We start from the raw sequence: 17,114 nt of genomic DNA on the forward strand, positions 1-17,114 counted from the left end.
TCAATTATGTTTTAAAGGCATAATATTTATATATGGTGATAAACATTGTTCGATAGTATTAAAAAGTTTGGATTAAGGTGAATCATATTAAACAAAAAAAAACGCATCAACTTTTAACTCAAGCTGTTACTTATCATCAGTCTGGTGAATTAAATAAAGCGAAGAAAGCTTATGAACAGATAATTAAAATTGATCGTAAAAATGCTGAATCTCACCATCTGTTAGGACTTTTGTATCGCCAAAAAAATAATATAAAGCTTAGTGTTAAACATCAAAAAGAAGCAATTGCTTTAAATGCTAATGAGCTAAGGTACATTAAGGCGCTCGTTGATGTTTATTTTGTTTTAAATGATTTTCAGGCAGCATTAGATACAATGCTTAAGGTTATTAAATCTAATAAAGCTGATGATGAATTAATATTGAAACAAGGGTATTGTTTTCAAAATTTGAAAAATACTCAAGAAGCTATAAAGTGTTATCATCGCGCTATTGCTGTGAATAAAAAAAATTGGCAAGCTTACTTAGCTGTTGGTAATTGCCAGTTAGAAAAGGGTGACTTGCAAACTGCACTAGATAGTTATGAAAAAGTTTTATCTGCTTCTCCAAATCAGGTTGATGCGATTAATAATATTGGCACTATTTATTTGCAACAAGGTGAATTTTCGAAATCTTTAGTTGAGTTCTGTAAAGTTGTAGAGTCAGTGCCTGCTCATTATATTGCCTGGACAAATATGGCTAGTGCTTTGCTGAAATTAGAGCAATTTGAAGAAGCAATTAATTGTTGTCAAAAAGCGATTGATATTGAAGCCAATTATGCTGACTCACGGTTAGTGTTGGCGCTTTGTTATCGTGAGCAAGGTGCTTACGAAAAAGCCTTAGCACAATTCGAGTGGCTGTTAGAGAAAAACGTTCATTCTGCTGAGTTGTATAATCACATTGGAAATTTATTAAAAACCATGTTGAGGTTTGAACAAGCAGAAGTATTTTACCAAAAAGCTTTAGTTAAAAATAATCAGTTTGTAGAAGCCTATTATAATTTAGGTATTTTAAATGCTAGTCAAAAAAAGTATGCTAAATCGATTCAATATTTTCAGCAGACTTTACAATTAAAAGCGGATTATCATCAGGCCAGAGCGCCATTATTACATATGCTACGCCAATGTTGTCGTTGGTCTGAAGCTGATGAACAGCTTCAGCTTTGTCGTCAACTATTAAATGATCATGTTGCCGTTGACTTACCGCCATTTAGTTTTATTACATTAGCTGATAGCACGGCTGACGAACAGTTAAAAATTGCTCATCATTGGGCTCAAATGCATCGATTAAAATTAACATCAAGCAACTTGCCTAAAATACAATACGAACATCAACGGTTGAAAATTGGCTATTTGTCGGCCGATTTTCATGAACATGCGACGGCTTATTTGTTAGCGAGAGTGATTGAATTACATAATAAGGCTAAGTTCGAAATTTTTGCTTATTCATATGGGCCAGATGATCAATCACCAATGCGTCACCGTTTAATTAAAAGTTTTGAGCATTTTAGAGAGGTGCAAAGAGAATCATCGACCACGATAGCTCAAATAATTAAAGCTGATGAAATTGATATTCTAATTGATTTAAAAGGATTTACACAAAACTCTCGTTCACAAATTTTATCTCTACGTCCTGCTCCAATACAAATTAACTTTTTAGGTTATCCCGCAACAATGGGTAAAGAGCTTGTTGATTATGCCATTAGTGATCGGTTTATTTCGCAAGCAGAAGCGGCTCAATTTGAAGAAGAGATGATTTATTTAAATAGCTGTTATCAACCTACAGATAATACTCGTGAATTACTACCTGCACCCAAACGAAGTGAATATGATTTACCTGAGCAAGGGGTCATTTTTGGCGCTTTCCATCAAAGTTATAAGATGACAGCAGAAATTGTTGTCTGTTGGTGTGACATATTAAAGCAAGTACCGAATAGTATACTTTGGTGTTTGTCTTCGGATGATGAAACCCAGCAGGTTTTACTTCAGTTTATGTCGCAGCAAGGAATCAACCACAAGCAGGTTATATTTGCAAAGCGGTGTAGTGCAAGTGAGCACTTAGCTCGGCTACAGTGTGTCGATTTAATGTTAGATACTTTTCCTGTGAATGGGCATACCAGTACAAGTGATGCTTTGTGGGCAGAGGTACCTGTTATTACAATTGCCGGAGAGACGTTTATTTCCAGAGTGGCTGCTAGTTTGTTACATCATATGGCTTTAGACGAATTAATTTGCGATTCAATTGACACTTATAAAGCGCTTGCTATTCGTTTGGCATTGTCACCTAATGAGCTTGCTGTGATTCAATCAAAGATCGTTACTCAGAAAAAATGTTCAGCTGTTTTTGATAGTGCACAATATACCCAAGATTTAGAAAATCTACTCTCCAGCACTTGGGAGCAGCATAAGCTTAGGAGTGATGCTGGTTAAAACTTCGTCAACTTTCATTTTTTTCTATTTTTTTAGTAAATAATCTAAATCTAGCTTGTACTCTTAACTATTTGGCTATACTCTGACAAACAATAATGACAGATTTTATTCTGTTCTTGTCATTTTAAAATACGAATTCTATATCTTGAAGTGCTTTTGAATTGCACAACTAACTCAAACGTATTCATTGCAAGCGTATTCAATTCATAAGTTCAGCGATCTGAACTTTTTACCCGTTTTATTGAAATAATTATTTTAATTGGTGTTTAAATCTTTCTGCCGATTATTGACTAAGGATATATTTATGAAAAAGCTTTTTATCGGAAACTTACCAGAAACAGCGAAAGATAAAGACGTTATTGAGTTATTTTCACAGTTTGGCAAAGTTCGTTCAATTAAACTGGTCGTTGATGTGTTTTCGGGAAAGTGCAAAGGATTTGGTTTTATTGAAATGGAAGGGCATGAGGCAAGAGCTGCTATTGAAGGATTAAATGGCCGAGATTTTGGTGGCAAAATGATTAAAGTCAATTTTGAAGAACCCAAAAATAAACGGGGACGGCGATAGACTTAATCGCTCAAAGTATTAATAACAGATACAATAACCTACCTGATTTACATTTGGCCCTTTTAAATCATGATTATCACCTATCAGACGCTTTAGCCATTGCATACTTAATCCCTTCTCAGATCTTTGATTAAGAGTGCAAAGGTTTTCATCGCACAACCCACCTGATTATGTACCAGTGTGTTCATTTCAGCACGACTCTTATAAGGATTTAAATGCCCATTAATACCCGGGTTTTAGCCATATGCGTACAGCTAATATTGAGTAAAGGCTGGATAGTTCGCTTGGCCGCCGAAGCGCCCATTACCGATGCCGCGGAGCCTCCCAGCAGTTGTTGCACGCAGCTTTTCCAGTTCATGCATCACCAAGTTTTCTTTATCTTTGCTCACAATGTCGATAAAGGTGAAAAAATAAAATACCCTAATATAGCTAAAGTTACAAATCATAAGCATTAAATTAGTTTGACTTTATTTGCTATAAATTACACGCTCTAATATATCCAGAAAAAATGGTGCTTTCTGAAAACTCAATTGTAAAATGACTGGTACATATCAACTTGGAATATATTCATTGAGTAATTAACCTCAGCTCTGGATAAGAAAAATCATCAGAGCGTCTATTTTTGCGGCTTTCAGCGTTAAGCGCCTTTGCAATAGCTCGCTATTGCGGCAGTCACTTGCCTTGATATCCACAAAAATAGCCACACTGAACTCAAGTGGAAACAGCAATTCAATTTAATTGGGTTTTAAGTCATTGAAAATAAAAATGATTCTATTAATTATTTTGAATTTCCTTATCCAGAGTTGAGGTTAATTAAGCTAACAGCCTTGAGAGCCATAGTTATGACTTGTAAAAGTTTTATAGATTTAAAAGCTGATATTCAACAATGCCAGATATGTGAAGCTCATTTACCGCTTGGCCCCAATCCGGTATTTCGGGCCGAAAAAACGGCTAAGATTCTTGTTGCAGGTCAAGCGCCGGGCATTCGTGTACATGAATCTTCGATACCATTTAATGATCCTAGCGGGGTTAGATTAAGACAATGGATGGGGATTGATGAGGGCTGTTTTTACGATGAGCAACAAATTGCGATTGTGCCTATGGGATTTTGTTACCCAGGAACTGGTAAGTCAGGCGATTTACCACCTCGTTCAGAATGTGCAAAAAACTGGCATCCTTTATTATTAGATGAGTTATGTGAAATTAAGTTGATTTTAGCTATTGGATTATATGCCCAAAAGTTCTATTTAAAAAATAAGGTTAAAAAAAACCTTACTGAAACTGTTAAGGCCTGGGAAAGTTACTTACCAGAGATAATTCCACTACCTCACCCTAGCCCAAGAAATAATATTTGGTTAAAAAAGAATTTGTGGTTTGAAAAAAATGTAGTGCCTGAACTACAATTAAAAGTGGCTCAATTATTAAAATAATTAAGTCAATTATATCTAATAATAAATATTATAATATTTTTTCATGTTAGTTTTATTATAGGGAGAAGTTAATGACTGTTGTACATGATTGGATTTCTGATGAATTATTACGCGTCAACTATTCTGGAGATGTGACAGGACAGGAACTTTTGGATTCTGTTATGCTCGTTGGAGAAGATGTTAGAATGGAAAAGTTGCGCTATATTATTGCTGATTGGTCAACGATTAAAGACGCACAAATCACAGCTGATGATATTAGACAGCTAGCCGCTTATATTTTAGCATTATCGAAAAGTTTCCCAGGTGTGAAAAATGTTAGTGTTGTTTCTGATTATGAATCTGGTCAGGCCAGAGCTTCTTTTTATGAGTTTCTCGCCGAAGAGTCATCATGGGTGATTGGCACTTGTGCTAGTTATCAAGAAGCGCTTGATTGGTGTTACGCTAAAAATAGTGATTAGGTCTTATTTGTATTGTTTTCGTTATTGAGCCTTAAAGTTGCCAGGCATAGGAAAATTTCATAAAAAGGGAACGTCCCGTTTTTTCAATATTCTGTAGATTATCATCTTGATAACCATCGTCAGCATAACCTGCAAAAAATAAAGTTTGTGGGTTTATTTTATAGCTGTATAGCAGTTGGGTGCTTAAGTTTTTTAAAGTAGCGTTAACCGGTTTTTGGTAAAGTTGAGGAGTTGTTGAAATATCAGTTTTTTGCATTGTAAAACGTAAAAAGCTGCGTACACTCATCAAATAGGTTAGACGAAAGTTGGATAGTCTGGCTGTAAATAAATTCCCATTTGGGACATCAAACTTAATATGTTCATAATCAAATTTTGTTAGCCAGTTTTGTGTTATTTGCCAAGTTATTTCTGGATTGATTTTAAATTCTTTACCTAACTGGCTATTAACAAAGTCGACTTGATCTCCCCAATTAAATCCTAAAAGTGCTTTTATTCCACTAAAAGGTTGAGAGCTTAACTCTATAGAGTGGAAATTTTCATCAAAATACTTGTCACCCCAAAAACGGTTTCTTTTACCAATACCAACTATTAGCGCTGATTGATAACTACCAAATATTTCTAAATTTAATTCTGTTTCTTCTTCAAGCTTGTTCCCTTGATTATCAAAAGTATGATCCCAGTCGCCCCCTAATGTGACTTCATTCCACCATGAGTTTTTATTTGCTGAGTACCAACGATGGCCTAAACCTGCAACTGTTTTATCGTAATCAACTCGATCAATAAAACCAAGATCAGCTCGAAAATCCTTGTCGTATTCTATGTAATCAAAGTAACCCCACCAATTTCTCGAATCATGTTGGATATTAACGGTTAGCGCGTCACCTTTTTGGTTTTTTCTCAAGCCATGTTCATTGATTAGATCGTTCGGATTTTGGCTTTTCGAAGACATATATTGTGCACCAATAGAGTGGTACTGATCTAACCAGTACTTTCCATCAATTGCTGTTACTTTATTGCTATAGTCTTTCGCTGAGCGGTTAGTATGAAGTATGCCAATATTATTTTTATTACCAAGGTCGTAAGAGTAACGAAGAATCTGGTTATCACTAGCGCTATTGTTAAGCATTGTCAGGTTTGAGCTGATAGACTTGGGGAGTAATATGCTCGTATGATCATCATCGACAGTCATAATTCCAAAACTATGACCATTCGTTTGTCCGGAAACTTTAACGCCATAGCCTGGAGCGATAATGTTGCGGGTATTAACCAGTTGATTTCTGGTTTCAAAGTAATCACCACCATCTAGAAAAAATGGCCGCTTTTCTTCAACAAATATTGAGAATGGATTATTGATATCAAGTTGTGGAGAATCGGCTTCAACTTGAGAAAAGTCAGGGTTTACTGTTGCATTTAAATAGAGATCTTGTGTGATCCCCCAACGGAAATTGAGCCCAAGTTCTTCATCAAACTCGCCATTGTTCCATTGTTTGCTTGGCGGTGTTTTATTATCAATTCGACCAATAACCAGAGTTGGAATTAAGCTGAGGTTTTGTGATGGCTTGGCATCTGCAAAACCGACCAGATTATCAAATTGACAAATTTTACAAGAGATATCACGATTGAAAGGGGTGTTAGCAATGCGGTGGCGGTGCTCACGTGGATAAAACCTGAGTAGTTCAACTGCCCAAGCTTGTTTATTATCGCTTTCAGGGAAGCGAAGAGTCTTAAATGGTATGGCCATTTCAACAATGTAGCCGTCTTTTGTTACTTGCCCAGAACTTGACCATACGGCATCCCAGTTTGAATTGTCTCCTTTAAAATCTTCTTGGATTGCGTCTGCTTGAACGCCAGCGGCATTAGTAAAAAATTGAAATGCTTTGCGAGCTTCACCAAAAGTGTCAAATTTTATACCAACAAAATCGGTGTCCCAAATGTTATCTCTGTCAGTTAAAAAGTTTTTAATTGCTGTTGGGTCGTCATCATAAGCTTTAAAAGCAACAAATAGTTTCTGACCATTTTCAAACAAGAATACCTCGGTTTTAACAGGCGGAGCTATATTTTCTCTTGGCATCGTTTCATATTTTAGCTCTATTTTTAGCGCATGTTGCCAAACGGCTTCATCGAGAGATGCATCGACTTGAATGCTTGAATCAATAAAAGGAAGTTGGTGGTCGAGTTTGACTCGTTCACTTACTTGATTTTGAGCATTCGCACTAAATATGACTAAATTTATTAATATGAAGAAAGGTAAAATCTGTCTGAAATTTAAGCTCATTGATATTTTTATCTATCCCTGTTTAATTTTGTGTAACTTTAGTTAAAAATTATAAAATAATAAAGTATAGATTTGTTTCATTGTATTATTAATGAGATAAAAATTATTGTTAAGCAGAATTTGTTTGCAAATTGTTTCGATAGAAAACAATAAGGGTTAGCATGGGAACATTCTTGGTTAATGGTCCAAATGGATGAAGCCAAAATTGGGGGGCTATAACTGTTAATAAAATAGTAAATAGAAAGATAGTTACTATTTGTATTTGGCAGCATAATTGAGCCTTTTTATTACTAATTATCCAGACACCAATAATAAAGTCGAGTGTGCTTGCAGTATAAATAAGCGCATCGGATAAAGCTCCATTGATATTAATTTGAGAGAGAACCTTTGCACCTGTTGCTTTATCAAAAAATGCTGAGGTTAGTGCGGTAAATATCCAAACAAAGGCCAAGCTGAAACGAATATATTTTTGTTGAGTGGAAGACATTACAAAATCACATGGTTGTTAAAGGCTTAAAAACCATCAGCCAGAACATAACAATTATACTGATAAAAGCAGGGATCCCTAAAGAAACCCAGTATTTAAAGAGTCGTTTAAAGCTTAAATTGCTTTCTGGTTCAAATGAAGGCGTATTACTTAGCGCCCTTAGTTTATATTGAATTAAAATGACTGGTATCCAGCATATGCCAATAAAAATGAATAAACTGATAACAACAATAAACCACCAAGATGAAAAAGAGTAGTGGAGTAAGTGCATTAATGCTAGACCGCTCATGAGTTGGATGATCACTGCTGGAGCCGTAAATAACCAATCAGCTAATACGACATACCGCGTTGTTATTTGAATAACTTTCTTATCTTTTGATTGTACAGCCATAAACATAAAAAACGCAATTCCCGTGCCTGTTCCCGCTACAATAACTGCGGCTAGAATGTGGATTAATTTTAGTAGCAAATAATTATCCATAGCTTCTTTCTGTTATATGATAAATACCTAAAGGTGCTGCAATTTTTTCAAACTCTTCAAGTGAAAAAAGGTTTATACATGCTTTGGCACCAAACTCAATTATCTCACCGTTGATTAATTGATTCGCTAAAATAATTGATGCAAAAGAAGGGATGAAAGGACCAATACCGTCAGGAGCAATTAATTTCCATATTGTTTTTTGATGTTTATTATCTTGATTAATACCATTAATTTCTACTCTCATACCACCAATATCAGTGCCAAAGTGTATAAAATACTCGCTGACTTTTGTTATAATATTTGACATTGGGGCCCAGTTGGGAACTAGTTTTAGACGAACTAACCAAGCCATCATTGTCATAGCATGATGCAGAACCGCTAGTTCTAAACCTGCTTGAAAGCTAACCGTTTTGACTCCAGGGTAGTATTGAGGAAATAATTCCAGATCAGGGACATCAACATTAGCTACCCATCGCTTACCAACAATATCACCTAAATCTACGCGACGAGATGACATCCAACCATAACCTGTTTGCCATTGATTTTGCTTAAATAGAGAAATTGGTTTTCCAGTATAAGATAAAATAGCCTCGACCGTTGCTTTTCCTCGCTCAGCTTTATTTCCTGGTGCAATGACAATGTCTATACTGTCGATTGATTGATACTCGCTTTTAAAATGAGTGACTACTGTTGATGAAAGGCCGGGGACTGAACTTGCGCCCGATACAAACAATAAATTTTGTTGGCAAGCTTGTTGATTTAGCTGAGTAAAGTCACAAACAAAACGACGGTCATCTGCTAAGTCTATATAGTGACAGTTAGCTTTTAAGCATGCTTTAGCGACTTTGTAGTTTTGTCCTTGAAAGGGGCCGCTAGTGTGGATGAGAATATCGGGCGATAGTTTTACTAACGTTGATTCAAATTGCTGAGAGTCAATATCAAGAGCGAGTGGAATTAAATTTTTATGGCCTGTTTCTTGGGACAGTGTTTGGCAACAGTTTTCAGCCTTATCGATATTTCTACCAGCTAAAATAAGTCTAATTGATAGGTGTTGGCAAAGATTTTTTACAACTCTTTTTCCAAAATTCCCATACCCTCCTAGTATTATAATTTGGCCAATAGGTCGATGCATAGGTTTATTGCTTAAGCTAGTTTGAATAGCGGTAAGCATACCTAAATGGTTTTTATATGCCAAACATTCTTTACAAAAAAATAATTGGCTTGAAACTTTTAATCCCTGTTTTCTAAATGTCATTTGGGTGTACTGAGTTAAGTATGTTATAACGCTTTTTTGACGTTTATTGATTATAAAAATAACAATGAAAACTTTAACCTATTGTCTTTTGAGTTGCTTTTTATTAAGTGGTTGTTTGTATACGAATGTTTTACAAGAAAAACATAAGCCTAAAAATATTGTTTTAATGATTGGTGATGGTATGGGGCCAGCTCACATAAAGGCTCTAAGAATGTTTAATGACGACCCTAATACAATAGCTGAAGAAGAGCTTATTTTTGATCAATTTTTAGTTGGTAGTTTAAATACTAATTCTGTCGATCAACAAGAAAATATTACCGATTCTGCTGCATCTGCAACGGCTTATGCAACAGGTAAGAAAACAATTAATGGCGCGGTATCTGTTAATACAAATCAGCAAAAGTTATTAACGGTGTTGGAAACAGCTAAACAACGGGGTATGTCAACCGGATTAGTGGTGACTTCTCAGTTAACTCATGCAACGCCAGCTGCATTTTTTGCACACCAAATTGATCGTGAAAAAGAAAAAAATATTGCTAATCAGCTTTTTGATAACCAATATCAGGGAGAACCTTTAGTTGATATTTTGCTAGGAGGTGGAGAGCTATTTTTACAACGAAAAGATAGAAATATCATGAAAGAGTTTCAGTTAAAGGGATATCAATTAGTACAAGATAAAAAAACGCTTTTAGCATCTGATTCAGAGCAAGTTTTAGGCGTATTTGCAAAAAAAGGATTGAATAAAATGTGGGATCGCCAAGCGAGTGAGCCATCATTGGCAGAAATGACTCAGACGGCTATTAAGCAATTATCTAAAAATCCGAATGGCTTTTTTTTAGTCGTTGAGGGGAGTCAAATTGATTGGGCCGCTCATGATAATGATATTGTTGGCGTTATTTCAGAAATGCAAGATTTTGAAAGGGCTATTCGAGTTGTTTCTAACTTTACGGATCAAAATTCTAACACTCTGATGATTCTTACCGCAGATCATGAAACCGGGGGGTTATCATTAGGTAGCTATCAAAGTGGAAAAGATAATTATTATTGGGATGTTGATGTAATACGTACGTTCTCTCATACACCTGCAAAAATTACTACCGATGCTCAACTTTCGGGTGATTTAGTTGCCGAATTTCATAAAGCGACATCTTTAAAACTAACGACACCAGAAATAAATTTACTCAATCAGGCTGATTTACAAAATTGGGAAGAAAGTAGAAGGTTGGTGGCAAAAATTATTTCTAATAGAAGTTATACTGGATGGTCTAGTTATGGTCATACCGGGGTTGATGTACCGCTTTATGCCAAGGGGCCGGGAAGTGAGCTTTTAAGAGGATATTGGGAGAATACTCGTATTGGAGAGTACATTTTTCAATTGTTAAAAGAGTAATTTATAATCAGTTAGCTTAGATAGGAATACTTATAACTATATGAAAAATAACTATATTTTAATCATACGGTGAATAGGGTTTTGTAAGGACATAAACGTTTCGGTGTCTCTTATTTTTTCAATTGATTGAATTTTTCCAATTAATACCCACTGAAGATCATCAATTGAGTGACACATTATTTTGATAAAAATACTGAATTTGCCAGTAGTATAATAGGCTTCAACGACTTCATCAAAGGCTTCAAGGCGCTTTATTACTTCGGGGTAATCCCCAGCATTATTTAATGTGATTCCTATAAAGCAGCTCACGTCATAACCCAATTTTTTAGGTTCTACAGATAATTTAGTTCCCACAACTATGCCTGCTGCACGCATTTTCTCAATACGAACATGTATGGTCGCCGGACTGACAGTAAACCGCTTGCCTAGTTCTGCGTAAGGGATCCTGGCATCTTCTATAAGCGCATTCAGTATTTTTTTATCCAAATTATCGATCTGCAAGTTTTATCTGCTTTTTTTTAAGTCATTTTAATGAATTATCAAAATTTTAGCTTATTATTAGATAATATTCACTAAAAAACTTGTTTTTATTGATTGCTATTCACTTTTTTGTCAATTTGGTTAATGATTATAAAATATTGCTTTATGAAGGTGTGCTACCACTCTCATAAATCCTGTTATATTTATAATTTTACAAACTGGTATAAGGCAAAATCACCATGTGTTCTATTTTCGGTATTTTAGACATTCAAGGCGACTCTGAAGCCCTAAGAGGGTTGGCATTAGAGCAGTCTCAAAAACAGCGTCACAGAGGTCCTGATTGGTCTGGAATATGGACTTGCGATTCTGCAGTATTAGTCCATGAGCGTTTAGCAATTGTTGATATTGAAAGTGGCGAACAGCCATTACTCAGTGAGCAAGGTGATTTAGCATTGTTAGTGAATGGTGAAATATACAATCATCGTCAGCTAGCTGAAACAGAGGTAAGCGAATATCAGTTTCAAACGAAATCTGACTGTGAAGTTATACTTGGTTTATATGCAGAAGATGTCAAGAAAAACAAAGTTGTTAGTACTGAACAGCTCGAAAAGCGTTTAAACCAGTTAGAAGGCATGTTTGCTTTTATTTTGTTTGATAAACAGTCTAATCGCTATTTGGTTGCTAGAGATCCAATTGGCATTATTCCTTTGTATTATGGTTTTGATGATAAACGCCAACTATTTGTTGGTTCAGAAATGAAGTCTTTGTCGGATGTTTGTGATGAAGTATATAGTTTTCCCCCTGGCCATTACTTAGATAGTGATTCTGGTGAAATACGACCTTATTACAAACCTGAATGGAAAAACTATGAAAATGTCGCCTCAAATACTGCTTCTCCAGATGTTATACGCGAAGCTTTAAAAGAGTCGGTTAAAAAACACATGATGTCAGATGTTCCTTACGGAGTTCTATTATCTGGCGGGTTAGATTCGTCTCTAATTTCTGCTTTAGCGCAACTTAATGCAGGAAAACGAATTGAAGATGATCAAAAGAGTCCTGCATGGTGGCCACAATTACACTCTTTTGCTGTTGGTTTAAAAGGCTCTCCTGATTTATCAGCGGCAAAAAAAGTCGCAGATAAAATTGGTACTATCCATCACGAAATTCATTTTACAGTGCAACAAGGTATTGATGCGCTTGCTGATGTTATATATCACCTAGAAACTTACGATGTCACGACCATTAGGGCTTCTACACCGATGTTTTTAATGGCCAGAAAGATAAAATCTATGGGAATTAAAATGGTGCTTTCTGGTGAAGGAGCCGATGAAATTTTTGGTGGTTATTTATATTTTCACAAAGCTCCGAATGCAAAAGAGTTTCATGAAGAAACAGTGAGAAAATTAGAAAGGTTGCACCAGTTTGACTGCTTACGAGCGAATAAAGCAATGTCTGCTTGGGGAGTTGAAGCAAGGGTTCCATTTTTAGATAGGTGCTTTCTTGATGCTGCAATGAGTATTAACCCTGAAGCAAAAATGTGTGGTAATGGGAAAATAGAAAAGCATATTTTAAGGCAAGCTTTTGAAGGCTATTTGCCTGAAGAGATTTTATGGCGTCAAAAGGAACAATTTTCTGATGGCGTTGGTTATTCTTGGATTGATACGTTAAAAGAATATGCAACGTCTCAAATCAGTGATTTAGAGATGAAAAGAGCATCAATTGATTTTCCAATCAATACGCCTGATACCAAAGAAGGTTTGTTGTACCGCAAAATATTTGCATCCAAATATCGCAGCAATAGTGCGGCTGCAACTGTACCTGGTGGTAAATCTATTGCCTGTAGCACTAAAGAAGCATTAGCTTGGGACGATAGTTTTGCCAATAACTCTGATCCTTCGGGTAGGGCAGTTGCTGGTGTTCATGCGGATGCTGTTTAGTAATGAAAAGCCATTGTTTTGTCACTTTAAAAAATGGTTATTTTCATTGAATGTATAAACTATTTAATTTGTAGTAAAAAAGATAGGAGATAAATTAGCGATGAAACTTCAACAGCTTAGATTTATATTAGCCATTGCAGAAAGTAACTTGAACATTACGCTTGCATCTCAACGTCTATACACTTCTCAACCAGGTGTTAGCAAGCAACTTCGTTTACTTGAAGATGAATTGGGAATTGAGATTTTTTCAAGAAATGGAAAAAGTTTAGTCGGCATTACTGAAGAAGGTAAAGTTGTATTAAAAAAAGCGCAAGCGATTATGGAAACAGTGAACGAAATTAAAGAGTTTACTCAAGAGGCGACTAACGTCAGTCGTCCTGTTTCTTTAAGACAGTATGCATCTTTTGCACAACAGTTGTAAAATTTTGAATAGGTTAGTGCTCAATTTTTTCTAGCTAATTTTTAAAACCTTATTTCTTTAAGCCAGTTTTAGAATAAATCTGGCTTTTTTATTGTTTGTTATAATAATTCTTCTGATAATTTATTTTATACTGATACATGCCTGTATCGCCTGCCATTGCTTAGTTTGTTTCTATTTTTTTAAATCTACCTTACTCAATAAACTAATCTCATTTTTAAAAAAATAATGCTGATCTTTTTGAAATGTGTGTTTGTATTTTGTTACAAATTAAGATATTTTGTGGTGGCATTCAATAAAAATTCAATAAAAATTCAATAAAAACTAACTGGATTTATTAATAAAAAATTGAATGACAAACTAATAAACATAATAAGACACCAGGAAGAATCAATGAATAATAAAAAATCAATAAACATGTTTAAACAAACATTAACAGCTCTCGCTGTTTCTGCCATGTTACTTAGTCCAAATATTGTCAGTGCTGCAAGTAATAGTACTGGCTCTATTTATGGTGAAGCAGTTTCTGGCACAACAGTGACTTATAAGAGTAAAACTACTGGAGCTAAAAGAACAATTACCGTTGGAGAAGATGGACGTTTTAGTTTTAAAGATGTACCTCCAGGTAGTTATATTGTCACTAGCAGTGATGGGACGACACAAGAAGTTATCGTAAAAATAGGAACCGGTTCTGCTGTAGATTTCTCAGAAAGAGATGCTAATGTTGTACAAGTGATTGGCTCACGAGTTTCTTCGATTGATATGAGCTCATCTGAATCAACAATGGTTTTTACTGATGAGACGATTAGTTTATTACCTGTTGCTCGTAATGTTGTTGATGTTGCCATGTTAACACCAGGAACTGTTCAAGGGGATGATGATTTTGGAAACTTACCATCGTTTGGTGGGGCATCCGTTGCTGAGAATGGATATTACATTGACGGTTTTGATGTGACTAATATTAGAACCTTTTTGAATTATGCTAATGTGCCATTTGATGCGATTTCTCAAACTCAAGTTAAGTCTGGGGGTTATGGCGCAGAATTTGGCAGATCGCTAGGTGGTGTTACTAATATCGTCACCAAAAGTGGTACTAATGAGTGGAAGTTTGGCGGGGCTATTTACTATACACCAGATAGTTTAAGAGCGGCTAAAAAAGATGTTTTTGATAAAGCGGATCCTGAAGGTGAGGCGCTTAGTGTCTATGACTCCGATGATTACAATGATCGAATTGCCTATAATTTTTCTGTTGGTGGGCCAATTATTAAAGATAGATTATTTATTTTTGCTAACCTAGAAGGACGAAATTATACCAATGACTGGTACAACCGTTCGACCAGTACCCATCAGGAGATCTCGTCTCCAAACGCTTTAGTTAAATTGGATTGGTTTGCTACTGACGATCATCAAATATCTTTAACTTATATTCAAAATGAAAGTGATGAAGAGATCATTCGTTACGATAACAATGAGGGCGAGTTTTATACAGGTACACATGGAGTTGAAGGTTCACGTTATACTGAAGAAAATGGCGGTGATATTACTATCGCAAATTATATTGGTCACATCACTGATGATTTCAGTGTTAAATTTATGTACGGTAAATTAACTAACCGAGATAATAACCGAGTTCCCCGAGCATTGCCAGGTGGAGATTGTCCCTATGCATATGATACCAGTGGTGATTTAACTTGGACTACTCGAGTTAAGATTGGCTGTTGGAACTCTGCACAAAGCACTGTTACTGATTTAAATTTTCGTTCAGACGGTGATGAAAGAACGGCTTATAAAATTGACTTTGACTGGACTGTTGGTGATCACACCGTTAGATTTGGTTATGACCAGCAAGAGTTTATCTCTTTCTCTCCTGGGGTAACTTATTCTGGAGAAAATTATTATCGTTATATTTCAGGTAATGCTGCTAATGGTGGAACAGTTAATGGGGTGAATGTTGGTGAAGGCACACTTACAGTACGTCATAGAACTTATGCCACTCAATCCGGTAACTTTAGTGTTGATAATACAGCGTTTTATATAGAAGATAGCTGGATGTTGACTGATGATGTAATGATTTATGCAGGGTTACGTAATGAAACTTTTACTAACTATGCTGCTAACGGAGATGTATTTGTTGAAGCTGATGGTTTGATTGCGCCAAGACTTGGTTTTGCTTGGGATATGAGTGGTGACGGCAGTGAAAAATTATATGGTAGTTTAGGTCGATATTTTATTCCTATCGCAGCGAACACCAATATTCGAGCAACTAGAACAGAAGCTTACACACAAAAATTTTATTATGTTGATGGTTGGGATCCTACCACAGGTTCTCCAGTTGGATTGGGTGCTCAGTTTGGTGGTGAAATTATTGATATACAAGAACCTGATCCAAGAGTGATTGCCGTTTCTGACTTAAATCCTATGCACCAAGATGAGTTAATCTTGGGGTATCAGAAAATGTTAAATGAAGAGTGGACTGCTGGGGCTAAAGTGATTTATAAAACTGTTCGTGATGGTATGGATGATTTTTGTGCGCATGATGGTTTTTATAATTGGGCGCAAGATAATGGATATACAAACTTTGATCCAAGTGCTATGTCTGGATGTTTAATTGTTAATCCAGGAAATGATTTAAGTTTATTTATGGATTTGGAACATGATGGTAATTTAACCCACGTGACCATACCAAACAGTTATTTTAATTTGCCCGAGTACGAAAGAACTTATAAAGGATTAGAAATTTCAGCAGAAAGGAGTTTTTCTGATGACTTTTTTGTGAATGTTTCATATTTGCTCTCATATAGTGAGGGAAATGTTGAAGGCTATGTTAATTCTACATTAGGTCAAGAAGATGCGGGAGCAACTCAAGATTTTGATCATTACAAATTCCAAGAAGGTAGTGATGGTTATTTACCTAATGATAGACGTCATCAAATTAAAGCCTATGGTGCATACAAACTAACTGAAGAGCTTACTCTTACCGGACGTGTGAGTTTTTCTTCTGGGTCGCCACTCAGTTGTTTTGGCTATATTCCGCTTGATGGCATGTTAGGTGCGCCAGGTACGACACATGCTGGAGATACTGCGTTTGACTATGCTAATTTTGAGCGTTATTCAGGGTCAAGTTTTTACTGTAAAGATGAAAATGGCAATCCACAGTTAACTAATCGCGGCGATTATGGTCGAAGTGATTGGTTATACACCATTGATATGGGAGCAAGTTACAAGCCCGATGCTATTGAAAATCTTACGCTGCAAGTTGATATTTTCAACCCTTTTAATTTAGATACTGTTACTGAATATAATCAGCAAAAAGATTTAGCAAGAGATAATAATGAAATTAATCCTAACTTTTTATCTCCCACTGCATTTCAGGCACCTAGAAGAGTTGAGTTTTCAATAAGGTATCAGTTTTAATTAGTTTCTCTCTGTTAAAAGTGCCAAGTATTCTCTTGGTGCTTTTACTTTTTTACTGA

Annotated in this window: 14 protein-coding genes; 9 read left to right on the forward strand and 5 right to left on the reverse strand. The window is 35.7% G+C overall.

What is annotated here, in order from left to right:
• The first annotated feature begins 77 nt into the window (after window positions 1-77).
• The 5 genes from ACT5E3_RS03740 (at window position 78) to ACT5E3_RS03760 (ending at window position 4,918) form a co-directional block, all read left to right on the forward strand.
• Window positions 78-2,465, forward strand: coding sequence for a tetratricopeptide repeat protein (locus tag ACT5E3_RS03740; protein WP_444996968.1), 2,388 nt, complete (start codon window positions 78-80; stop codon window positions 2,463-2,465).
• 304 nt (window positions 2,466-2,769) lie between these two features.
• A complete protein-coding gene (locus ACT5E3_RS03745) occupies window positions 2,770-3,030 on the forward strand; it encodes an RNA recognition motif domain-containing protein (RefSeq protein WP_444996969.1) in 261 nt (86 codons plus the stop codon).
• A gap of 215 nt (window positions 3,031-3,245) precedes the next feature.
• On the forward strand, window positions 3,246-3,485 hold the full coding sequence (locus ACT5E3_RS03750; protein ID WP_444996970.1) for a hypothetical protein: 240 nt from the start codon (window positions 3,246-3,248) through the stop codon (window positions 3,483-3,485).
• Window positions 3,486-3,872: 387 nt separating this feature from the next.
• Window positions 3,873-4,460, forward strand: coding sequence for a uracil-DNA glycosylase family protein (locus ACT5E3_RS03755; protein WP_444996971.1), 588 nt, complete (start codon window positions 3,873-3,875; stop codon window positions 4,458-4,460).
• Window positions 4,461-4,531: 71 nt separating this feature from the next.
• On the forward strand, window positions 4,532-4,918 hold the full coding sequence (locus tag ACT5E3_RS03760) for a hypothetical protein (RefSeq protein WP_444996972.1): 387 nt from the start codon (window positions 4,532-4,534) through the stop codon (window positions 4,916-4,918).
• Window positions 4,919-4,949: 31 nt separating this feature from the next.
• Here the strand turns inward: ACT5E3_RS03760 and ACT5E3_RS03765 are convergent, their stop codons facing one another.
• From ACT5E3_RS03765 to ACT5E3_RS03780, 4 genes are all read right to left on the reverse strand, one after another.
• Window positions 4,950-7,193, reverse strand: coding sequence for a DUF5916 domain-containing protein (locus ACT5E3_RS03765; RefSeq protein WP_444996973.1), 2,244 nt, complete (start codon window positions 7,191-7,193; stop codon window positions 4,950-4,952).
• A gap of 109 nt (window positions 7,194-7,302) precedes the next feature.
• Window positions 7,303-7,680, reverse strand: a complete 378-nt coding sequence (locus ACT5E3_RS03770; protein ID WP_444996974.1) for a DoxX-like family protein — start codon at window positions 7,678-7,680, stop codon at window positions 7,303-7,305.
• 7 nt (window positions 7,681-7,687) lie between these two features.
• Entirely contained in the window at window positions 7,688-8,161 is a 474-nt protein-coding gene (locus tag ACT5E3_RS03775) for a DUF2269 family protein (RefSeq protein WP_444996975.1), read from the reverse strand.
• Window positions 8,154-9,416 carry a saccharopine dehydrogenase family protein gene (locus ACT5E3_RS03780; protein WP_444996976.1) on the reverse strand — a complete coding sequence of 421 codons (1,263 nt, stop codon included), beginning with the start codon at window positions 9,414-9,416 and terminating at the stop codon, window positions 8,154-8,156. The genes ACT5E3_RS03775 and ACT5E3_RS03780 overlap by 8 nt, the downstream gene beginning before the upstream one ends.
• A 64-nt stretch (window positions 9,417-9,480) precedes the next feature.
• Between ACT5E3_RS03780 and ACT5E3_RS03785 the strand changes: the two genes are divergently transcribed.
• Window positions 9,481-10,806, forward strand: a complete 1,326-nt coding sequence (locus ACT5E3_RS03785; RefSeq protein ID WP_444996977.1) for an alkaline phosphatase — start codon at window positions 9,481-9,483, stop codon at window positions 10,804-10,806.
• A 51-nt stretch (window positions 10,807-10,857) separates the two neighbouring features.
• Here the strand turns inward: ACT5E3_RS03785 and asnC are convergent, their stop codons facing one another.
• Window positions 10,858-11,307, reverse strand: a complete 450-nt coding sequence (gene asnC, locus ACT5E3_RS03790; protein WP_444996978.1) for a transcriptional regulator AsnC — start codon at window positions 11,305-11,307, stop codon at window positions 10,858-10,860.
• A 218-nt stretch (window positions 11,308-11,525) separates the two neighbouring features.
• On the opposite strand from asnC, the gene asnB reads away from it, so the two are divergent.
• From asnB to ACT5E3_RS03805, 3 genes are all read left to right on the forward strand, one after another.
• Entirely contained in the window at window positions 11,526-13,223 is a 1,698-nt protein-coding gene (gene asnB, locus ACT5E3_RS03795) for an asparagine synthase B (protein WP_444996979.1), read from the forward strand.
• A gap of 100 nt (window positions 13,224-13,323) precedes the next feature.
• Window positions 13,324-13,644, forward strand: coding sequence for a LysR family transcriptional regulator (locus ACT5E3_RS03800; RefSeq protein ID WP_444996980.1), 321 nt, complete (start codon window positions 13,324-13,326; stop codon window positions 13,642-13,644).
• A gap of 390 nt (window positions 13,645-14,034) precedes the next feature.
• On the forward strand, window positions 14,035-17,055 hold the full coding sequence (locus tag ACT5E3_RS03805; RefSeq protein ID WP_444996981.1) for a TonB-dependent receptor: 3,021 nt from the start codon (window positions 14,035-14,037) through the stop codon (window positions 17,053-17,055).
• Window positions 17,056-17,114 lie beyond the last annotated feature (59 nt).

This window comes from Aliikangiella litoralis (assembly GCF_052495765.1).